Here is a 19,820-nt window from a genome sequence, read left to right on the forward strand (position 1 = left end):
TGGGAAGCCCAGGGTTTTATTCGCTTTCGCAATGCGCGAGGTGCGTAACGCGTTTGCAACATGCGCTGATATAATCTCCCTCTAGAAGATGTTTGGATCCGCGCCGCCGCATGGCCTGGCGCGTGAAGGAGGAACCGTTCATGGCTTCCAACCCGGAGCAGGATTTCGTTCTGAAAACCATTAAAAGCCGCGATGTGCACTTCGTGCGATTCTGGTTCACCGATGTGCTCGGCAGCATGAAATCGTTCGCCGTCATCCCCAGCGAGCTTGAAGACGCCTTCGCCGACGGCATGGGCTTCGACGGCAGCTGCATCGAGGGCTTCTGCCGCACCGAGGAATCCGATATGCTGGCGTTTCCCGACGCCTCCACGTTCCAGGTGCTGCCGTGGCGCCCGGAGAGCAATGCTGTGGCGCGCATGTTCTGCGATATCCGCACGCCCGACGGCAAGCCCTTCGAGGGCGACCCGCGCCATGTGCTGGCGCGCGTGGTGGGCAAGGCGCAGGACATGGGGTACGTGTTCAACGTCGGCCCCGAGGTGGAGTTCTACTACTTCAAGGACGCCGAGGGCACCGAGCTTTTGGACCGCGGCGGCTATTTCGACCTGACCAGCTTGGATTACGCCAGCGACCTGCGACGCGACACGGTGCTCACCCTGGAGAAGATGGGCATTCCCGTGGAGTACAGCCATCACGAGAACGGCCCTTCCCAGCACGAGATCGACCTTCGCTTCACCGACGCGCTGTCCATGGCCGATGCGGTCATGACGTACAAGCTGGTGGTGAAGGAGATCGCCATGAAGCACGGCGTGTACGCCTCCTTCATGCCCAAGCCCCTCACCGACGCCCCGGGCAGCGGCATGCACGTGCACATGAGTCTGTTCGATTTCGACGGCGGCAACGTGTTCTTCGACCCCGAGGACCCGCAGGGCTATCATCTGTCGGCCACCGCGAAAAGCTTCCTTGCGGGCATTCTGAAGTATGCGCCCGAGTTCGCCCTGATTACCAACCCCTGCGTCAACTCCTACAAGCGCCTGCTCGCCGGCGGCGAGGCGCCCATCTACCTGTCGTGGGCCCGCGCCAACCGCTCCACGCTCGTGCGCGTGCCCGGCTATCGCCCCAATCGCGAGATGGCGTGCCGCCTGGAGCTGCGCAGCCCCGACCCCAGCGCCAACCCTTACCTGACCTTCGCCGTCATGCTGGCGGCGGGTTTGGCGGGCATCGAGGAGGGGCTTGAGCCTCCGGCACCCATCGAGGATCGCGACCTGTTCACCCAATCGCGCCAGGAGCTGCGCCGTCAAGGGTTCCGCACGCTTCCCGAAAGCCTCGGCCAGGCAGTCGAGCTGTTCAGAGGCTCGAAGCTTATGCGCGAAACGCTTGGCGACCACATCTGCGATTACCTGGTCGAAGCAAAGCAGGCCGAGTGGGACGAGTACCAGTCCAACGTGTCCACCTGGGAGCTTGATCGCTACCTGGCGGTTCTGTAGCGGTGCGCGGATGCGACGTAAGGAGGTGTGCTTACAATGAGGAAAACGGTCATATTCATCGCGGACAGCCTTGATAACGCCCACAAGTTCCAGCAGGTGCTCTCGGGCCTGGACGTCGATGTAGCGGCGGGGTCTTCGGTGCAGTTCAAGAAGCTGCTGTCCCAGCATCCTTCCTACGACCTGGTCATCTACGAGGCGCGCGCCGATGCGCTGGCAACCTTGTCGCAGGTGGAATCGGTGCTGCTCGAGGACGGCTCGGCCTCGCTTCTGGTCATCGTCAACGAGGCGCAGCTTCCCGAGTTTCGCCTTCCCGTGCAGGTGAAAAGCGATTTCGTGGTGCACGGAGCCGGCAGCGAGGAGTGCGCCGCGCGTATCCGCCAGCTTCTGTGGCCGGGCAACGAGAGCACCTCGACCGATTATGTGACCGTGGACAACATGACCATCAACCTGGCCACGTACCAGGTCACGGTGGGCGGGGAGCCGCTCGACTTTACCTACCTCGAATATGCGCTGCTGGCGTTTCTGGTCACCCATCCGGGCCGCACCTACAGCCGCGATGCCCTGCTGCGCCGCGTGTGGGGCTTCGATTACTACGGCGGTAGCCGTACCGTCGACGTGCACGTCAGGCGCGTCCGCGCCAAGCTCGGACCGGAGCTCTCGCAGCATCTGGAAACGGTGCGCGGCGTCGGCTATCTTTGGAGCGCATAGCGAAACGGGCCAACAGTGCTTGTCTGATGCGGTTGGCGCCGCTTCGCCTTCGCCGCTTATATAATGGTGGGAAAGCGCAACCAACCTGAAGGAATCTCTATGCCTGAGAAGAAAGTGGCCGTCATCGACGGCAACTCGTTGATGCACCGCGCCTTCCACGCGGTGCCGCCGACCATGAACGCCCCGGACGGCACGCCCACCAACGCCGTGTTCGGCTTCATCTCCATGCTGCTCAAGTTCATCGACATCTCCAACCCCGACGCCATCGTGTGCGCCTTCGATGCCGGCCGCCCGAAGTTCCGCACCGAGGCGCTCGAGCAGTACAAGGCGCAGCGTCCCCCCATGGATCCGGGCCTGAAGGCGCAGTTCCCCATCATCGAGGAGCTGCTCGAGTCCATGAGCATCCCCGTGGTGCGCGTGACGGGTTGGGAAGGCGACGATATCCTGGGCACCGTGGCGGCGCGCGACGAGGCGCTGGGGTATCGCACGCTGCTGGTCTCGGGCGATAAGGACGTCTACCAGCTGTGCTCCGAGCTCACGCACGTGGTCACCACGCGCAAGGGCATCACCGACGTGGCCATCTACGGCCCCGGCGAGGTGCGCGAACGCTACGGCGTGGAGCCTTCGCAGTTCCCCGATTTCCTGGGACTTAAGGGCGATAGCTCCGACAACATCCCCGGCGTGCCGGGCGTGGGCGACAAAACGGCGGCGAAGCTGCTGGACGCCTACGGCAGCCTTGAGGGCATCTACGAGCATATCGACGAGCTGCGCGGCAAGCAGAAGGAGCGCATGGAGGAGAACCGCGAGGCGGCGTTCACCAGCCGCAAGGTTGCTACCATCGTGCGCGACCTGGATTTCCCCTTGGACCTTGAAGGCGCGGCGTTCCCGGCGTTCAGCGCCCAGGCCGTCACCGAGGCGTTCTCGAAGTATCGCTTCAACTCGCATCTGACGCGCGTTCTCAAGCTGGTGGGCGAGGCCCCTCAGCGCCAATCCGCCTCTATCGAGGTGGGCCAGGTTCTGCATGGCGAGCAGGCCCGCAAGCTTGTGGATGAGGTCCTGGAGTCGGGCGAGCAGGTGGGCGTGGCCATCGTGGATCCCGAGCAGGAGTCGCTGTTCGGCGGCGGTTCGGTTATGGCCGTGTCCGCTTCGCAAGGCTGCGCCGTGTTCGCCGACGATGCTGCCATCTCCCAGCTTGCGCGCTTGATCGCCGGCGGCAACTTCGCCGCGCTCGATGTGAAGGCGGCCGTGCATCGCGTCTATCCCGCCGACAACGCCCTTGCCGCGCTCGTCGACGATGCTCAGCTCATGTCCATGCGCGCCTTCGACTTGGGGCTTGCCGGGTACGTGTTGAACTCGTCGGTGTCCGAGTATACCTACGACGTGCTGTTGGATACCTATATGGGCGGCGTGCTGCCCGAGGCGAAAACCGAAGAGCAGCGCGCAGCCGCACAGGCCGCGGCAGCGCGCGCCCTGGTCGGTCCGCTCACCCGTGCCCTCAAGGACGAGGGTTCGGAGCGCGCCTATTTCGACATCGACCTGCCGCTCGTGGCGGTACTCGCAATCATGGAGCGCACCGGCGCGGCTATCGACGTCGCGCGCCTGGCGCAGCTGGGCACGTCCACGGGTGAGGAGATCGAGGGCTTGCGAGCGCAGATCTTCGAGCTTGCCGGCCAGGAGTTCAACGTGGATTCCCCCAAGCAGCTCGGCCATATCCTGTTCGAGGTGCTCGGCCTGCCCGCGCGCAAGAAGACCCAGCGCGGATACTCCACCGACGCCAAGGTGCTCAAAGACCTTGCCGAGATCCACGAGCTGCCCTCCCTTGTGCTGCGCTATCGCGAGCTGGCGAAGATCAAGTCCACCTACATCGACGCGCTGCCGCGCATGCGCGCCGGCGATGGGCGCGTGCACTCCAGCTTCAACGAGACCGTCACCACCACCGGGCGCCTGTCCTCTTCGGACCCGAACCTGCAGAACATCCCCGTGCGCACGCAGTTCGGGCGCCATATCCGCGAGTGCTTCATCCCGCTCGAGCCGGGCTGCAAGTTCCTTTCGGCGGACTACTCGCAGATCGAGCTGCGACTGCTCGCGCACCTTTCCGGCGACGAAGCGCTTGTGCAGGCGTTCACCAGCGGCGCCGACTTCCACGCCTCCACGGCATCGCGCGTGTTCGACGTGCCCATCGACCAGGTCACGCCCGAGCAGCGCAGCCGCGCCAAGGCGGTGAACTTCGGCATCGTCTACGGCCAGCAGGCGTTCGGGCTGGCGCAAAGCCTGGGTATCTCCATCGCCGAGGCCAAGGGCATGATCGACCGCTACTTCGAAGTGCACCCCGGCGTGCGCGCCTACCTTGATGAAACGGTCGAGCAAGCCCGTGCCAACGGCTATGCGGAAACCATGTTCGGGCGAAAGCGCCACATCCCCGAGCTGCACGCCGCCAACGGCAACACGCGCGGCTTCGGCGAGCGCACCGCCATGAACCATCCCATGCAGGGCAGCGCAGCCGACATCATCAAGCTGGCCATGCGCCAGGTGCAGCGGCGCCTTATGGAAGAGGGCTTCAAGGCCCGCCTGCTCGTGCAGGTGCACGACGAGCTGGACTTCAGCGTGCCCGATGGGGAAGTGGAGGCGCTCTCGGCCATGGTGCGCGACGTCATGGAGCATGTGGCGGAGCTGAAGGTGCCCTTGCTTGCCGACATCTCGGCCGCCGATACCTGGGCTGAAGCGCACTAGCTTGTGGGTATTCCGTGAAGCGCGGCGGCAATGCGGAAAAAGCCGGTAACGCCGCCGCGTGTGTCCACAACATCTGGTATCATATCGAATGTTGTGCCCGAGGAGGCGCAGCGGAAATAAGTGCGATGATACGCGGAGACTGTGCATTCGATCACTTCGTTGACTTGCTACGGTCACGCTGCTAAGCTATCGCCTTGCGTTTATTTCGAAAGTAGGAGAAAACATGTACGCAATCGTGAAAACGGGCGGCAAGCAGTACAAGGTTGCCGTCGGGGACAAGCTCAACATCGAGAAGCTGGACGCCGAGGTCGGCGCTACCGTCGAGCTTCCGGTCATCTGCTTCGTCGACGGTTCCACCGTCGAGGCCGATCCGGCCAAGGCAGCTGCCAAGAAGGTCACCGCTGAGGTCGTCGAGCAGTTCAAGGGCCCCAAGCAGCTGGTGTTCAAGTTCAAGAAGCGCAAGAACTACAAGAAGCTGCGCGGCCATCGCCAGCAGCTCACGCGCGTTGAGATCAAGTCCATCGCTTAATTGTAAGGAGGGAATGAAATGGCACATAAGAAAGGTCTCGGTTCTACCCGTAACGGCCGCGATTCCCACGCAAAACGACTGGGCGTGAAGATGTTCGCCGGCCAGCAGATCAAGACGGGCCAGATCATCGTCCGTCAGCGCGGCACCAAGTTCCATCCCGGCGACAACGTCGGCCGCGGCAAGGACGACACGCTGTTCGCTCTGTGCGACGGCACGCTGGAGTTCACGCGCGGCGTGAAGCGTCGCGTGCATGTCCGCCCCCAGGCGTAGCACAAGCCGCACGCGTGTGCGTGGCATCTATGCATTCGCGAAGCCCCCTGCCTGTCAGGGGGCTTTTTTCGTATACAATCAGGCGATACACGCAATCCTAAAACCGATGGAGGTCACATCGTGTTCATTGATAAGGTTCGAATCCACGTCAAGGGCGGCGACGGCGGCGCAGGCTGCATGTCGTTTCGCCGTGAGGCCCATGTGCCCAAGGGCGGTCCCGACGGCGGCGACGGCGGCCATGGCGGCAACGTGGTGCTTGAAGCCGATGCCAGCGTGTCCTCGCTGATCGATTACCGCTTCAAACACCACTTCAAGGCCGAGCGCGGCACGCACGGCAAGGGCAGCCGCATGCACGGCGCCACGGGCGCCGATCTGGTGCTCAAGGTGCCGGTGGGCACCGTGGTCCACGAGTACTTCGAGGAATCCAAGGAAACCGGCGAGCTTATGGCCGACCTTACCCACGACGGCGAGCGCATCACCGTCGCCGACGGCGGCATGGGCGGCCGCGGCAACATCCACTTCGTCACCTCCACGCGCCGCGCACCGGCGTTCGCCGAGCTGGGCGAGCCTGCGCAGGAACGCTGGATCGAGCTCGAGATGAAGCTTATGGCCGACGCTGCCCTTGTTGGCATGCCCTCTGCCGGCAAAAGCTCGCTCATCTCGAAGATCTCGGCCGCTCGCCCCAAGATCGCCGATTACCCGTTCACCACGCTCGTGCCCAACCTGGGCGTGGCGCGCTCGGGCGACTTGAGCTTCGTCGTGGCCGACATCCCTGGTCTCATTGAGGGCGCGCACGAGGGGCGCGGTCTGGGGCATGAGTTCCTTCGCCATATCGAGCGCACGGCGCTCATCGTGCACGTGGTCGACCTCACGGGCGACTGGGAGGGCCGCGACCCGCTTGATGATTACAAGATCATCAACAACGAATTGGCGCTCTACGCCGACGAGCTGGCGGCGCGTCCGCGCATCGTGGTGGCGAACAAGATCGACGTCGCAGGCACCGAAGAGGCCCTGGAGCGTCTGAAGGCGCAGGTCAAGGCCGACTCCATCGCCGCTGCGGGCGGCAATGAGTTCGCCCCCAGCCCCATCGACCCGAAGGTGTACTGCATCAGCGCGCTCACCGGCGAGGGCGTGGACAGCTTGAAGGCCGCTATCGCCAACCAGGTCCACGAGCTTCGCGAGCAGGCTCGCCAGGCCGAGGCGTCCGACGTGCAGTACGAGCACGTTTGGGAGCTCAAGCGCGAGGCCCGCGACAAGCGCTTCACCGTGCGCAAGCTTTCCGAGGGCGTGTTCCGTGTGGTGGGCACCCAGGTCGAGCGCATGGTGGTGCAGTGCGATTGGGAAAACGAGGAGGCCGTGGTGTTTCTGCAGCACCGCCTCAAGCGCGTGGGCGTCGAGGAGGCGCTCGAGAAGGCCGGCGCCGTCGACGGCGACGAGATCCGCATCTGCGGGCGCGCCTTCGAGTTCGAATCCACCAGGACGGCGGCCGATCTGTTCGAGGAGCTTGATATCTAATGGAGCAGCTGGATGCTAAGGCGGGCGCCGCACGGCGCCTGGTCATAAAGATCGGTTCTTCGACGCTCACCACGTCGGAGAGCAGCATCGATTACGAGTACCTGGCGGCGCTTGCCGACCAGATCGCGAAGGTGCGGGCCGCCGGCTGGCAGCCCGTCATCGTGACGTCGGCCGCCATCGCGTGCGGCCTTGAGGCCCTGGGCATCCAGAAGCGCCCCAGCGATATGCCAAGCCTGCAGGCGGCGGCGTCGGTGGGGCAGTCGGCTTTGGCCACGGCGTATGCCGAGGCGTTCGCGGCTCACGGCATCGTCACCTCCACGGTGCTGCTCACCCGCCGCGATACCGCCGACCGTCATGCGTATCTGCACGCGCGTAACACGCTTCTGCGCCTGCTCGAGCTTGGCGTGGTGCCCATCATCAACGAGAACGACACCGTCGCCGTCGAGCAGATCAAGTTCGGCGACAACGATACGCTTGCCGCGCTGGCCGCGTGCCTGATCGATGCCGACCTCATGGTCATCCTCTCGGATATCGACGGCCTTTACGACGGCAATCCGAACGCCAACCCCGATGCCAAGCTCATCCCGCATGTGGAAAACATCGGGCCCGAGATCTTGGCGGTCGCCGGCGGCGCCGGCTCCACGGTGGGTTCGGGCGGCATGATCACTAAGATCAAGGCTGCGCGCGTGCTCATGGTGGCGGGAATTCCCATGATCATCTGCTACGGTCGTCAGCCCCACGTGGTCGAGGATGCCGCGGCGGACAAGCCCGTCGGTACGCGTTTCTCGGCGCTGAAGAAGCCCCACGAGATCACGCCTCGCAAGCTGTGGATCGCCCTTGGCGATTCGGCGCGCGGCGCGGTAGTGGTCGACGAGGGCGCGAAGTCGGCGCTCATCGGGCATGGCAAATCCCTGCTTTGCGTGGGCGTCGCCAGCGTGGAGGGCCGCTTCGAAGCCGGCGACATCGTCGACATCAAGGATCTTGCGGGCCATCTGTTCGCCCGCGGCCGCGCGGCGTTCTCCGCCGACGAGGTGGAGCTTGCCTGCGGCAAAACGCGCGAGGTGCTCGAGCGCAACCGCCTGCTTGCCGCGCTGACCCAGCGCCCGTTGGTGCATCGCGACGAGTTGGTGGTCTTCGAATAAGGCCGTTTTGCCCGCTGCCCGCACGGGCCGCCGCGCATGCCGGCTCAGGCGCCGTCCGCCGGCGCTGTTTCGCGGTTTGCGAACCGGTCTGCGCGGGGTCGCGCGCTTGCGGGACAATGGCGGGCGGGTGGCGCACAGGCCGCCCGCCCTATGCTTTGGATATACGACAGAATGTGAGTCGATCATGCTGGAACAGGAAGTGCTGGCGGTCGCGCAGGCCGCCAAGAATGCTAGCCCGGCGCTTGCGCAGGCGACTACACAGGAGCGCAACGCCGCCCTGACCGCCATGGCCCGGGCCTTGCGCGAGCAGTGCGGGGCCATCGTGGCCGCCAACGCCCAGGATATGGACGCCGCGCGTCAAGCGGGCACCAAGGAAAGCCTGCTCGATCGCCTGATGCTCGACGAGGGGCGCGTGATGGCCATGGCCGATGCGCTCGAGGACCTGGTGGCGCTTCCCGATCCGCTGGGCCGCGTGTTCGATTCGCGCACGCTCGATAGCGGCATCCAGCTTTCGCGCGTGGCCGTCCCGCTCGGCGTGGTGGCCGTGGTCTACGAGGCGCGCCCCAACGTCACGGCCGATGCCGCGGGCATCTGCCTGAAGTCGGGCAACGCCTGCGTGCTGCGCGGCGGTTCCTTGGCTGCCAAGTCCTGCGCGGCCATCGCCCATGTGCTTCATGATGCCGCGGTTTCGGCGGGCATGCCCGCGGGCTGCATCGGCATCATCGAGTCCACCGATCGCGCCGCGGCCGACGTGCTCATGGGCCTGCGCGGCGTGGTCGACGTGCTCGTGCCGCGCGGCGGCGCGGGCCTGATCGCGCACTGCGTGGATTGCGCTACGGTCCCCGTCATCGAGACGGGCACCGGCAACTGCCACGTGTACGTGCACGCCACCGCCGATTTCGACATGGCGCGAAGCATCGTCGTCAACGCCAAGTGCCGTCGTTATGGCGTGTGCAACGCCTGCGAGACGCTGCTCGTCGACCAGTCCGTGGCTGAGCGCTTCTTGCCCGAGCTGTTCGGCGCGCTCGCCGACAAGGGCGTGCGCATCCACGGCGATGAGCTTGCGTGCAAGGCCGCTCTTGCCGCCGGTGAAAAGCGGTTACCGACCGATGCCGCGTTGCAGGTAGAGCGCGCCTCCGAGCAGGATTGGGAAACGGAATACCTCTCGCCCGACCTGGCGGTGCGCTGTGTCAGCGGCCCCGAGCAGGCCATCGCCCATATCAACCGCTACGGCACGATGCACTCCGAGGCCATCGTCGCCGACCCGAAGCTTCCCGAAGGCGCGGCGGCCATAGAACGCTTCGTCAACGAAGTGGATGCGGCGGCGGTGTATGTGAACGCCTCCACCGCGTTCACCGACGGCGGCATGTTCGGCCTGGGCGCGGAAATCGGCATCTCCACGCAGAAGCTGCACGTGCGCGGCCCCTTCGCGCTCGAGGGCCTTACCTCCTACAAGTACGTGCTGCGCGGCACGGGGCAGGTGCGCGCCTAGGATGGGCCTGACGCAAGTTGGCATCGAAGCCGGGCGCGCGGGGGCTTGCCCCGCGCCCGTGATCTGCGAGCGTTTCGACGACCTTGGTGCCGACGGCCGCCCGGTGCGCCTCGGCATCATGGGCGGCACGTTCGACCCTATCCACATCGGGCACCTGGCATGCGCCGAGCAGGCGCGCGAAGCATTCGGCCTGGATGCGGTGGTGTTCATCCCCGCGGGAAAGCCGGCGTTCAAGCTCAAGCGCGACGTCACGCCCGCCGAGCAGCGCTTCGAGATGTGCCGTCTGGCGGTTCGCGGCAATCCCGCCTTCGACGTCAGCCGCATCGAGATCGACCGCCCGGGCGTCACCTACACGGCCGATACGCTGCGGCAGCTTCGTGAACATTATCCGGGAAACGTGTCGCTGTTCTTCATCACGGGCGCGGATGCGGTATGCTCGATCCTGAAGTGGCGCGAAAGCGCCGCCATCGCCAGCATGGCGGAGCTCATCGCCGCAACCAGGCCGGGGTATGCGCTCTCCGAGGAAACCCGGCTCACCATCGAGCAGTCGGGCAATTTCCGCATTCATATGCTGGAGACGACGGGCCTGGCCGTGTCGTCGAGCGATCTGCGCGCCCGTGTGCGTTCGGGCCGGTCCATCCGCTATTTGACGATGCAGCAGGTGCTCGATTATATTGCCGGGCATGGGCTCTATGGTTGGAAGCAGGATCGGAAAGCGGTGCGCGAAGTGAGCGAAGTCGGACCAGATCAAGACAATCGGTCGGAGCTGGGCGAGGTGGATGTGCTCGGCGATGCGTTTTACCAGGCTCGACGCGAGCAGCTTAAGCATCGCGTGAAGCATAAGCGCTTCGAGCACTCCCTGGGAGTCTCGGAAACGGCGGCGCGCATGGCGCGCGTCTACGGGCAGGACGAGCGCCTGGCGCGCCTGGCCGGGCTTTTGCATGATTGGGATAAAGCGTATGACGATGAGGGCATACGCGCCCGCGCTGTCGAGCTCGGCGTCGCCGAGCAGCTGGCAAGCTATATGGATATGCCGCATCTGCTGCACGGTCCCACCGCCGCAGCGGCGCTCGCAAGGGAATTTCCCGAGCTGCCCTCCTCTTTGCTGCAGGCCATCCGCCTGCACACCACCGGAGCGGTGGGCATGTCGCCGCTCGACCTTATCGTGTACGTGGCCGATGTCATCGAGCCCACCCGCGATTGCCCGGGCGTGGACCAGCTGCGCGATCTGGTGGGGAAGGTGGAGCTCGAGGAGCTGTTCTTGGAAACGCTCGCTTACGTGATCGGAAACCTCATCGAGCGTCGCAAACTCATCCATTCCGATACCGTGACCGTTTGGAACCATTACGTGGCCCGCGCGCAGGAACGCGGTGCCTCAAACGATGTGAAAGGAAGCAAGTGAACGAGGTAGTGGACAACAACGCCCCTATCAACCAGGGCGTGGACATGTATGGACGTCAGAAGCCCGACCTTCTCAGCCCGCGTGAGTGCGCCATCATCGCCGCGCAGGCCGCTAACGAGAAGAAGGCCACCGATATCATGGTGCAGGAGGTCGGCGACCTGATCGGCGTCACCGAGTACTTCGTCATCTGCACGGCGTCGAACAACCGTCAGGTAGATGCCGTCGTCGACGAGATCGAGGAGCAGTGCCGTCTGCGCGGCGGCGCGAAGCCCTATCATATCGAGGGCACGGCCGATGGCACGTGGTCGCTTTTGGACTACGGCAGCTTCATCGTACACGTGTTCCAGCCCGAAACGCGCGATTACTATCGCCTGGAGTCGCTGTGGAACGACGCGCCCCTGGTCGATCTTGAGGGGGAAGCCGGCTTGACCGATCTGACCTATTCCGAGCGCATCGCCAAGCTGATCGGTCGCGAAGCGTAGCGCGTTTGCCGCTTTCGGCCGCTTAAGGCGCCACCTGCGCCGTTTGCAGATGCCCGCATGCCTTCAAGGTATGCGGGCATTGTTGCATCCAGGTCCCGAAGTTATTGTGCGGGGCTTGAGTATAGGCACTATATGTAGATAAGCAATATTGCTAACGTGAGAAAAAATACCAGTTCACCTTGTATTATCGAAATCTCATTGCTTGCCTGTATCAATATCTTGCGGTATGGTGACGGCATTGCAGGCCAAGCATCCGATCCCGTTACGTAGGGGGTTTGAAGGATGCTGTCCTTTTTGGCTCAATCGGCGTGTCGCGGAAATCGACCGTCTCGATTCTCTTCTTTGCGCGCGTATCCGCGTCCGGCTTTGGTGGCCAAGCTGCTGCGGGAGCGCAACGTTGCGCGGTTCATGGTGGCTCCGGCCGGTTTCGGGAAAAGCACTCTTGCCCTTGAATATGCGGAAACGGTCTTCGCCTTCGACCACGTGTTCTGGGTCGACTGCGCAAGTCCTTGCTTTTTGCGGGACCTCGACGCGCGCAGCATCGTCCGGGGCCTCGTCGAGGTCGACGGCGAGCCTTTTCTCGCCGTGTTCGAGGATGTGCCTCCGCTTGATTCCCTGCGCGCCGAGCTGTTCGGCGCCGTTCTCGATGACTTGCTCGAGCGAGGTTGCGAGGTGCTTATCACCTGCACCCCGGCGGCCGATGTATTCGCCGACCAGATCGACCGTATGCTCATAGGCGCGGGCGATCTGCTGCTCAGCGACGAGGAGGTGGATTTCGCGCGCCTTCCCTCCGATATCGCCGAAACCCCTGCGCACGATGTCGCGCGCTGCCGGCGCGTGGCGGCGCTTGCCTGGGGCGAAGCGGATTCGGCTGCCTTTTTGGAGCTCGCCGCGTCCGAGGAGCTGCCCGCCGATGTGATGGCGGCGGTGTTCGCTTTGCTGTGTTTGGGCTCGGGAAGCCTCGCCGATGCCCGGCGCATCGTCCGCATCGACGACGAGGTGGCACGGCTTTTGGAGCGAAGCTACGTGTATGTGGGCGTCGACTGCGTGCGCGGCGCGTTTTGCGCGGCCCCGTTCGGCGTGCCTCAGATCGCTCAGGCGTTCTCGGACAGGCTGGCTCATCTGGGCGCCGCTCACGAGGATGCGGGCGCGTTCATCCTTCGATTGGCCGAGACGCTTATGGATGCCGGGCGCTGCGCCCGGGCCTGCGAGGTCATGCGCTGCCTGGCGTCGGCTCACGTGCGTTGCACGTGGCTTGCCGCGCAAAACCGCCGGCTTCGGGATGCGGCGTGCCTTCTTGCCGCGCGTACGCTGTATGCAAGCTTGGATTCCCGTCAGCTCGATGCCGGGCAGCATATCGAGGAGGCGGTGCGCTGCGCGCTGCTGGGGGAGAACGTGGCGGGATGCCTCGCGGCGCGTCGGGCGCTCGCCTGCGGCGCCGACCCCGCGCAGCAGGCGGTGGCTCAGCTCGTGCAGCTTTCCGGTTCGGCAGGGGATGCCGCGGCCGCGTGCGTGGCGGCCATACACGCGCTCGGCGATGGGCCGCTCGCGCACTTGCATGCCATGGCCTGCACCGTCGATCCGTCGGTCGACGAGGACGTTCTTCCCGTGCAGGCATGGCTTCAGGCGTTCGAGGAAGCGGAGCTGTCGGAGGGCGCGCTGCTATGCGCCGCGAAGCTGCTCGATGGTGCGGGCGCCTCCGAGGGGCTGCTGCCCGCGCAGCTTTGCGAGCGCTTGGCCGCCGCGGTTGCCCGAGACGTATCCCGGGCGTTCACCGCAACGGGGTCGCTCACGCTTGCCCAGGGCCTTGCCGCATGCGCGTTCTCACGGGTTTTGGAGCGCGGGTACTTGGATATGCCGGGCTTGGACTCCCGTTGCGCTATGGCGGCGAACCGGCTTGAACGGGCCTTGTCCGTGCAGCGCATGGAGTGCGAACGCGCCCACGCCCGCAAGCTGCGCTCACGCGCGTCGTTCGAGAGCACGCATCCCGATGCGTTTCGGCGGGTGGCGTGGGGCACGCCGCCGCCTGCGGCGCCGACCCCGCCGCGTCTTACCGTCAACCTGTTCGGTCGCTTGGAGGTGAAGGTGGGCGATGCGACGGTGGAATCGGGGCACCTATCCCGCCAGAAGGTTCGCTCGCTGCTCGCCCTGCTCGTGCTCAACCGCGGGCGCGACGTGTCCCGTGACCGCCTTGCCGCGCAGCTGTGGCCCGAGTCCAGCCCGTCGTGCCGGCGAAAGAACTTCTACGCCACCTGGTCGCAGCTGCGCTCGGCGTTGTCGACGCCCGACGGCGACTGCCCGTACCTTATCAGGCACCAAAACGGCGTGTGCATAGAAGCCCGCCTGCTGGCAAGCGACGTCCTCGAGCTTGAGGAGGTGTGCCGGGCGCTTCTGTTCAACCGCCCGGGCCGCGGCGGATGGGGGCACCTGTTCGCGCGCGTCGAGGATTCGTTCGCCGATGAGCTCCTGCCGGGCGATGATGGCTGCGATGTCATCGACGGGCTTCGAGCGGATTGCAAGAACCGCTTGGTGGACGCCCTGGTCGCCGCTTCGGGGAAGCTGCTTGACGAGGGCGATCCGCGGGAGGGGCTGTGGTTCGCCCGTGCGGCGCTCTCCCGCGACGATTCGCGCGAGGACGTGTACGTGGCGCTCATGCGCGCCCAGATCGCCTCGCTGCAGCGAACCGCCGCGCTGCAAACCTATTTCGCCTGCCGCCGGTATCTGGCCGACGACCTGGGAATCGACCCTTCGGCCGAGACCATGCGCCTGTACCGCTCCATCATCGAGGTCGAGGAGCGCGTGTAGGGCAGGGGCGCTGCAGGGGCGTGCGGGGAGCGCGCCCTTGCGGCGCTCGATGCGGGCGGTCTCGTTTCAGGGCGCGTTCGTGCAACGTGCGCCGCGCGAAGCGGGGTCCTACGAGGGCAAACCCCCGCGATTAGCTGTGCGGCGCTGCGAAGAAGCTGTGCAAGTCGGCTAATGGAACCTAGCTAAATCGAGGATATGCTAAAGTTAACTGATTCAACGAACCCGCGCCGGCATACAGGGCCGGCGCTGAAAGGAATGGCGCTCATATGGCAGGTTTCCTCTCCAAGCTGCTCACGTTCGGCGAAGGCAAGCAGCTGAAGAACTACCAGGCCCTGGCCGACAAGATCGGCGGCCTCGAGCCCGAGATGCAGGCAAAGTCCGACGAGCAGCTGCGCACGTTCACCGATGAGCTGCGCAGCCGCGTGCAGGCGGGCGCCTCCACGGCAGACGTGCTGCCCGAGGCGTTCGCCGCGGTGCGCGAGGCGTCGGTGAGAACGCTGGGCATGCGTCACTTCGACGTCCAGCTCATCGGCGGCATGGCGCTCAACGACGGGCAGATCGCCGAGATGCGCACGGGCGAGGGCAAGACGCTCGTGTCCACGCTCGCCGGCTACCTCAACGCCCTTGGCGGGCAGAACGTGCATATCGTCACCGTCAACGATTATCTGGCGCGCCGCGACAGCCAGTGGATGGGGCAGGTGTATGAGTTTCTGGGCATGAGCGTGGGCCTTATCCAAAACGGCATGCGCCCCGATGCCAAGAAGCTCGCCTACCAGGCCGATGTCACCTACGGCACCAACTCCGAGTTCGGCTTCGACTACTTGCGCGATAACATGGTCACTCGCGCCGATGCCCGCGTGCAGCGCGGCCATCATTTCGCCATCGTCGACGAGGTCGACTCCATCCTCATCGATGAGGCCCGCACGCCGCTGATCATCTCCGGCGCCGGCACGCGCGCCGCCGACACGTACAACAAGTTCGCCCGCGTCATGCCCGCCTTGAAGCTTGACGAGGACTTCGAGATGGACGAGGCGAAAAAGACCATCAACGCCACCGAGTCCGGCCTCACCAAGATCGAGACCATGCTCGGTATCGACGACATCTACGCCGACCCGTCCGGCCAGCTGCCCAATCACCTGCAGCAGGCCCTGAAGGCGCAGTTCCTGTTCCATCGCGACGTCGACTACGTGGTCGTTAACGGCGAGGTGAAGATCGTCGACGAGTTCACGGGCCGCATCATGGAGGGCCGTCGCTACTCCGAGGGCCTGCATCAGGCGCTCGAGGCCAAAGAGCACGTGCAGGTGCGCGAGGAGAACCAAACGCTCGCCACCATCACGTTGCAGAACTACTTCCGCCTCTACGATAAGCTCTCGGGCATGACGGGCACGGCCATGACCGAGGACGCCGAGTTCCGTCAGATCTACAAGCTGCCGGTTGTGGCTATCCCGCCGAACAAGCAGGTCAAGCGTATCGACGAGGACGATCTGATCTATCGCACGGTCGATGCGAAGTTCCACGCCGTCGCCGACGACGTGGCCGTCCGTCACCAGGCCGGCCAGCCTTGCCTTATCGGCACGGTGTCCATCGAAAGCTCCGAGAGGCTCTCCCGCCTGCTTGATAAGCGCGGTATCAAGCATGAGACCTTGAACGCGAAAAACCATGAGCGCGAGGCCCATATCATCGCGCAGGCGGGACGCGTCGGCGCCGTCACCATCGCCACGAACATGGCGGGCCGCGGCACCGACATCTTGCTCGGCGGCAACCCCGACGTGCTCGCTGACGATGTGCTGCTCGAGCGTGGCCTCAACCCCGATCTCGAGCCCGGCATGCAGCCCGCCGATGAAGGCGGCCTGCCGGCGCCTACGCAGGGCCAGCGCAAGGAGGCGCTCGACATCGCGCGCGCAACGTGCAAGGCAGAGCAGAAGCGCGTCTTGGAGGCCGGCGGCCTGTGCGTCATCGGCACCGAGCGCCACGAAAGCCGACGCATCGACAACCAGCTGCGCGGCCGTGCCGGCCGTCAGGGCGACCCTGGAACCACGCAGTTCTACCTGTCTCTCGAAGACGACCTTATGCGCCTGTTCGGCGGCTCGCGCATGGACAAGATCGGCGCCATGATGGAGAAGACCAACATGCCCGACGACATGCCCATTCAGGCCTCCATGGTCTCCAAGGCCATCGAGTCTGCGCAGCGCCAGGTCGAAAGCATGCACTTCGCAGCGCGTAAGAACGTCCTCGAGTACGACGACGTCATGAACCTGCAGCGCAAGGCCATCTACGAAGAGCGCAACGCCATCTTGGACGGCAAGGACATGGAGGGCCGTATCCCCGAGATCGTGGCCGACGCCGTCGAGGCCGTGGTGGAGGAGAACTGCCCCGAGAAGCTGCCTAGCGACGACTGGGATTGCAAGGCGGTCGATCTGTGGGCCGCTTCCATGACGGGTCTGAACGATTTCCATGTCGCCGAAGTCGATCATGAGGACGACCCCGCGCAGGTGTGCGAGGCGCTCGAGGAGTATCTGGACGGTGTGGTGGCGCAGAAGGCCGCTGAGCTTGGCGAGCCGATCATGCGCATGCTGGAATCCCAGGTCATGCTGCGCATCATCGACCGCAGGTGGATGGCGCATCTGCAGGATATGGACTACCTGAAAACCGGCATCGGCCTGCGTGCCTTCGGTCAGCGCGACCCGTTGGTGGAGTACAAGAACGAGGCCTATCGCGCCTTCAGCAATCTGACACACTCCATGTACGAGGAATATCTGCGTACCCTGCTCCGCCTGCAGGTGGCGGCGTCGGCTGCTCCGCAGATGCCCGCCGAGCCCAATCCGCTTGAAGGCCGCGTGAGCTACTCCAATCCCGAGCAGGCGCTCGGCCAAACGGGCGTCGGCCATGCCGTCGCCCAGCAGCAGGCGGCCCAGCGTGCCCAGCAGGCAGCGGGTTCGGCGCCTAAGCCCGCGCCGGCCAAGCCGCAGACCTACGTCAAGGATAAGGACGACCCGTTCGCCAACGTCGGCCGCAACGACCCTTGCCCTTGCGGCAGCGGTTTGAAGTTCAAGAAGTGCCACGGCAAGGATAGGTAGCCTTACAACAGCGTCTTCGAAGGCGCGAAGAAACTATGCACTCCAACGCCCCGCACGCAAGCGCGGGGCGTTTTGCTGGTACTATGGAATGACTATGGCTGATAAAGAACTGAAAGATATCGAGCAGGTTGCCCAGCGCGTCGCCGACGCGCACGGCTTTCTGCATATCGATGATAAAACCGCGCAGCTCACGGCGCTCGATGCGCAGATCGCGCAGGCGGGTTTTTGGGACGATGCGCAGCGCGCGCAGACCGTGTCGAAGCAGGCAAGCTCCCTGCGTGACACCATCGATGCGTACAACGCCGCCGTCTCGCTGCTTGAGGATGCGCGCGCCGCACATGAGCTGGCGGGGGAGGACCCCCTGTTCGCTGAAGAGGTGCAGCAAACCTTAGAAGCGCTCGACGGCAGGCTCGATGCCCTCGAGGTGGAAAGCTGGTTCTCCGGGCGTTTCGACGATGGGGACTGCATCCTCACCGTCAGCCCCGGTCAAGGCGGCCTTGAGGCTCAGGACTGGACCGAGATGCTGTACAACATGTACAGCCGTTACGCGGATTCGAAGGGCTGGAAGGTCAAGGTCCTCGACCTGGTCCCCGGCGCTGAGGCCGTCGGCCTGAACAAGGCTACCCTGCAGATCGAGGGGCGTTTGGCCTACGGCATGCTGCGCAGCGAGAACGGCGTGCACCGCCTGGTGCGCATCAGCCCCACCGACGTCAAGCAGCGCCGTCACACCACGTTCGCAGCCGTCGAGGTGCTCCCCGTGCTCCCCGACGATATCGAGGTAAACCTCGACATGAACGACGTTCGCGTGGACGTGTACCGCTCCAGCGGTCCGGGCGGCCAGTGCGTCAACACCACCGATTCCGCCGTGCGCTTGACGCACATGCCCACGGGCATCGTGGTCACGTGCCAAAACGAGAAGTCCCAGCTGCAGAACAAGGAAGCCGCCATCCGCGTGCTCAAGTCCAAGCTCTACGAGATCGAGCAGCAGAAACGCCGCGATCAAATCGACGAGCTGCGAGGCGAGCGCATGGAGAACAGCTTCGGCAGCCAGATCCGCAACTATGTGTTGTTCCCATATCAGCTGGTCAAGGATGTGCGAAGCGGTGTGGAAACGGGCAATGTGGACGCGGTGCTCGACGGCGACATCGAACAGTTCGTGGTGGGCTACCACAAGTGGCGCGTGTCGCAGGAATAGCCTTCAACGCGCCCGTGGTCGCAGTACGCGGCCTCGAGCGTCAGCTCCCTTGCCGGCGCCGCGGCGCTTGCGGGGGTGCTATGGTATGGCGATAGCGGGATGCGGGTAGCCGCGTTCCCTGTTGATAGTGAAAGCGTCAAAACGACGAAAGGACAAGCAATGACCGAGCTTGAGCAGCGGGCATGCGATATGCGCATCGACATCGTGCGCATGATCGCCGAGGCGGGAAGCGGACATCCCGGCGGCTCGCTTTCGTGCACCGACATCCTCACCGCGCTGTATTTCGGCGGCGTGATGGATCATGATCCAAAGCAGCCGAAGTGGGAGGACCGCGATCGGTTCATCCTGGCGAAGGGCCATGCGGCTCCCGCGCTGTACGCGGCGCTCGCGCATGCCGGCTATTTCCCGCGCGAGGAGCTCAAGACGCTGCGCAAGCTCGGCACGCGCCTGCAGGGCCATCCGGACTGCAACCTGTGCCCGGGCGTCGAGGTGTCCACCGGCTCGCTCGGCCAGGGTCTGTCCATCGCCGCCGGCATGGCCGCCGGCCTGAAGCTGGCGGGCAAGTCCCAGCGCGTGTTCTGCCTGCTCGGCGACGGCGAGTGCGAGGAGGGCCAGGTGTGGGAGGCCGCCATGTGGGCCGCCCATGAGAACCTCGACAACCTCGTGGCCATCGTCGACCGCAACCACCTGCAGATCGACGGCGACACCGCCGACGTGTGCGACCCCGGCGACATGTGCGCCAAGTTCGCCGCGTTCGGTTGGGAGGCCAGCCAGGTGGACGGTCACGACATCGACGCGCTCGTTAAGGCCCTCACCGCCGCCAAGCAGGCCGGCGACGGTCGCCCGCATGTGCTGGTGGCCAACACCATCAAGGGCCGCGGCGTGTCTTTCATGGAAAACCAGGCAGGCTGGCACGGCAAGGCGCCCAACGCCGAGCAGACCGAGCAGGCGGTGGCCGAGCTCGAGGCCGCACGTAAGGAGGCATAAGC

Annotated in this window: 14 protein-coding genes; all 14 read left to right on the forward strand. The window is 64.9% G+C overall.

Annotation, left to right across the window (positions count from 1 at the left end):
• Positions 1-140 precede the first annotated feature (140 nt).
• The 14 genes from Q0D52_RS05640 to Q0D52_RS05710 all read left to right on the forward strand — a co-directional run bounded on the left by Q0D52_RS05640 (position 141) and on the right by Q0D52_RS05710 (position 19,818).
• Positions 141-1,484: a glutamine synthetase family protein gene (locus tag Q0D52_RS05640; protein ID WP_294380782.1), complete on the forward strand. Its 1,344-nt coding sequence runs from the start codon at positions 141-143 to the stop codon at positions 1,482-1,484.
• A 36-nt stretch (positions 1,485-1,520) separates the two neighbouring features.
• Positions 1,521-2,192, forward strand: a complete 672-nt coding sequence (locus Q0D52_RS05645) for a winged helix family transcriptional regulator (RefSeq protein WP_294361547.1) — start codon at positions 1,521-1,523, stop codon at positions 2,190-2,192.
• 99 nt (positions 2,193-2,291) lie between these two features.
• On the forward strand, positions 2,292-4,922 hold the full coding sequence (gene polA, locus Q0D52_RS05650) for a DNA polymerase I (RefSeq protein ID WP_294380783.1): 2,631 nt from the start codon (positions 2,292-2,294) through the stop codon (positions 4,920-4,922).
• 223 nt (positions 4,923-5,145) lie between these two features.
• Complete coding sequence (gene rplU / locus Q0D52_RS05655; RefSeq protein ID WP_118350051.1) at positions 5,146-5,451, forward strand: 50S ribosomal protein L21; 306 nt, start codon at positions 5,146-5,148, stop codon at positions 5,449-5,451.
• An 18-nt stretch (positions 5,452-5,469) separates the two neighbouring features.
• The gene (gene rpmA, locus Q0D52_RS05660) at positions 5,470-5,721 is read left to right on the forward strand and encodes a 50S ribosomal protein L27 (RefSeq protein WP_042433844.1); all 252 of its coding nucleotides are present in this window, start codon (positions 5,470-5,472) and stop codon (positions 5,719-5,721) included.
• Positions 5,722-5,841: 120 nt separating this feature from the next.
• Positions 5,842-7,236 (forward strand): GTPase ObgE, encoded by a 1,395-nt coding sequence (obgE, locus tag Q0D52_RS05665; protein ID WP_276667018.1) that lies wholly within the window; start codon positions 5,842-5,844, stop codon positions 7,234-7,236.
• Positions 7,236-8,378 carry a glutamate 5-kinase gene (proB, locus tag Q0D52_RS05670; RefSeq protein WP_294380786.1) on the forward strand — a complete coding sequence of 381 codons (1,143 nt, stop codon included), beginning with the start codon at positions 7,236-7,238 and terminating at the stop codon, positions 8,376-8,378. Before obgE ends, proB begins: the two co-directional genes overlap by 1 nt.
• A 184-nt stretch (positions 8,379-8,562) precedes the next feature.
• Complete coding sequence (locus Q0D52_RS05675) at positions 8,563-9,870, forward strand: glutamate-5-semialdehyde dehydrogenase (protein WP_294380788.1); 1,308 nt, start codon at positions 8,563-8,565, stop codon at positions 9,868-9,870.
• 1 nt (position 9,871) lies between these two features.
• Entirely contained in the window at positions 9,872-11,272 is a 1,401-nt protein-coding gene (nadD, locus tag Q0D52_RS10105) for a nicotinate-nucleotide adenylyltransferase (protein ID WP_366930330.1), read from the forward strand.
• The gene (gene rsfS / locus Q0D52_RS05690) at positions 11,269-11,754 is read left to right on the forward strand and encodes a ribosome silencing factor (RefSeq protein WP_294361543.1); all 486 of its coding nucleotides are present in this window, start codon (positions 11,269-11,271) and stop codon (positions 11,752-11,754) included. The genes nadD and rsfS overlap by 4 nt, the downstream gene beginning before the upstream one ends.
• 282 nt (positions 11,755-12,036) lie before the next feature.
• Positions 12,037-14,559, forward strand: coding sequence for a BTAD domain-containing putative transcriptional regulator (locus Q0D52_RS05695; RefSeq protein WP_294380789.1), 2,523 nt, complete (start codon positions 12,037-12,039; stop codon positions 14,557-14,559).
• Between the two features lie 266 nt (positions 14,560-14,825).
• Positions 14,826-17,636 (forward strand): preprotein translocase subunit SecA, encoded by a 2,811-nt coding sequence (secA, locus tag Q0D52_RS05700; RefSeq protein ID WP_294380791.1) that lies wholly within the window; start codon positions 14,826-14,828, stop codon positions 17,634-17,636.
• 94 nt (positions 17,637-17,730) lie between these two features.
• Positions 17,731-18,831, forward strand: a complete 1,101-nt coding sequence (gene prfB / locus Q0D52_RS05705; protein WP_294380793.1) for a peptide chain release factor 2 — start codon at positions 17,731-17,733, stop codon at positions 18,829-18,831.
• A gap of 159 nt (positions 18,832-18,990) precedes the next feature.
• Complete coding sequence (locus Q0D52_RS05710; RefSeq protein ID WP_366930331.1) at positions 18,991-19,818, forward strand: transketolase; 828 nt, start codon at positions 18,991-18,993, stop codon at positions 19,816-19,818.
• Positions 19,819-19,820 lie beyond the last annotated feature (2 nt).

It is taken from the genome of uncultured Senegalimassilia sp. (assembly GCF_934630535.1).
Lineage (GTDB): Bacteria > Actinomycetota > Coriobacteriia > Coriobacteriales > Eggerthellaceae > Senegalimassilia.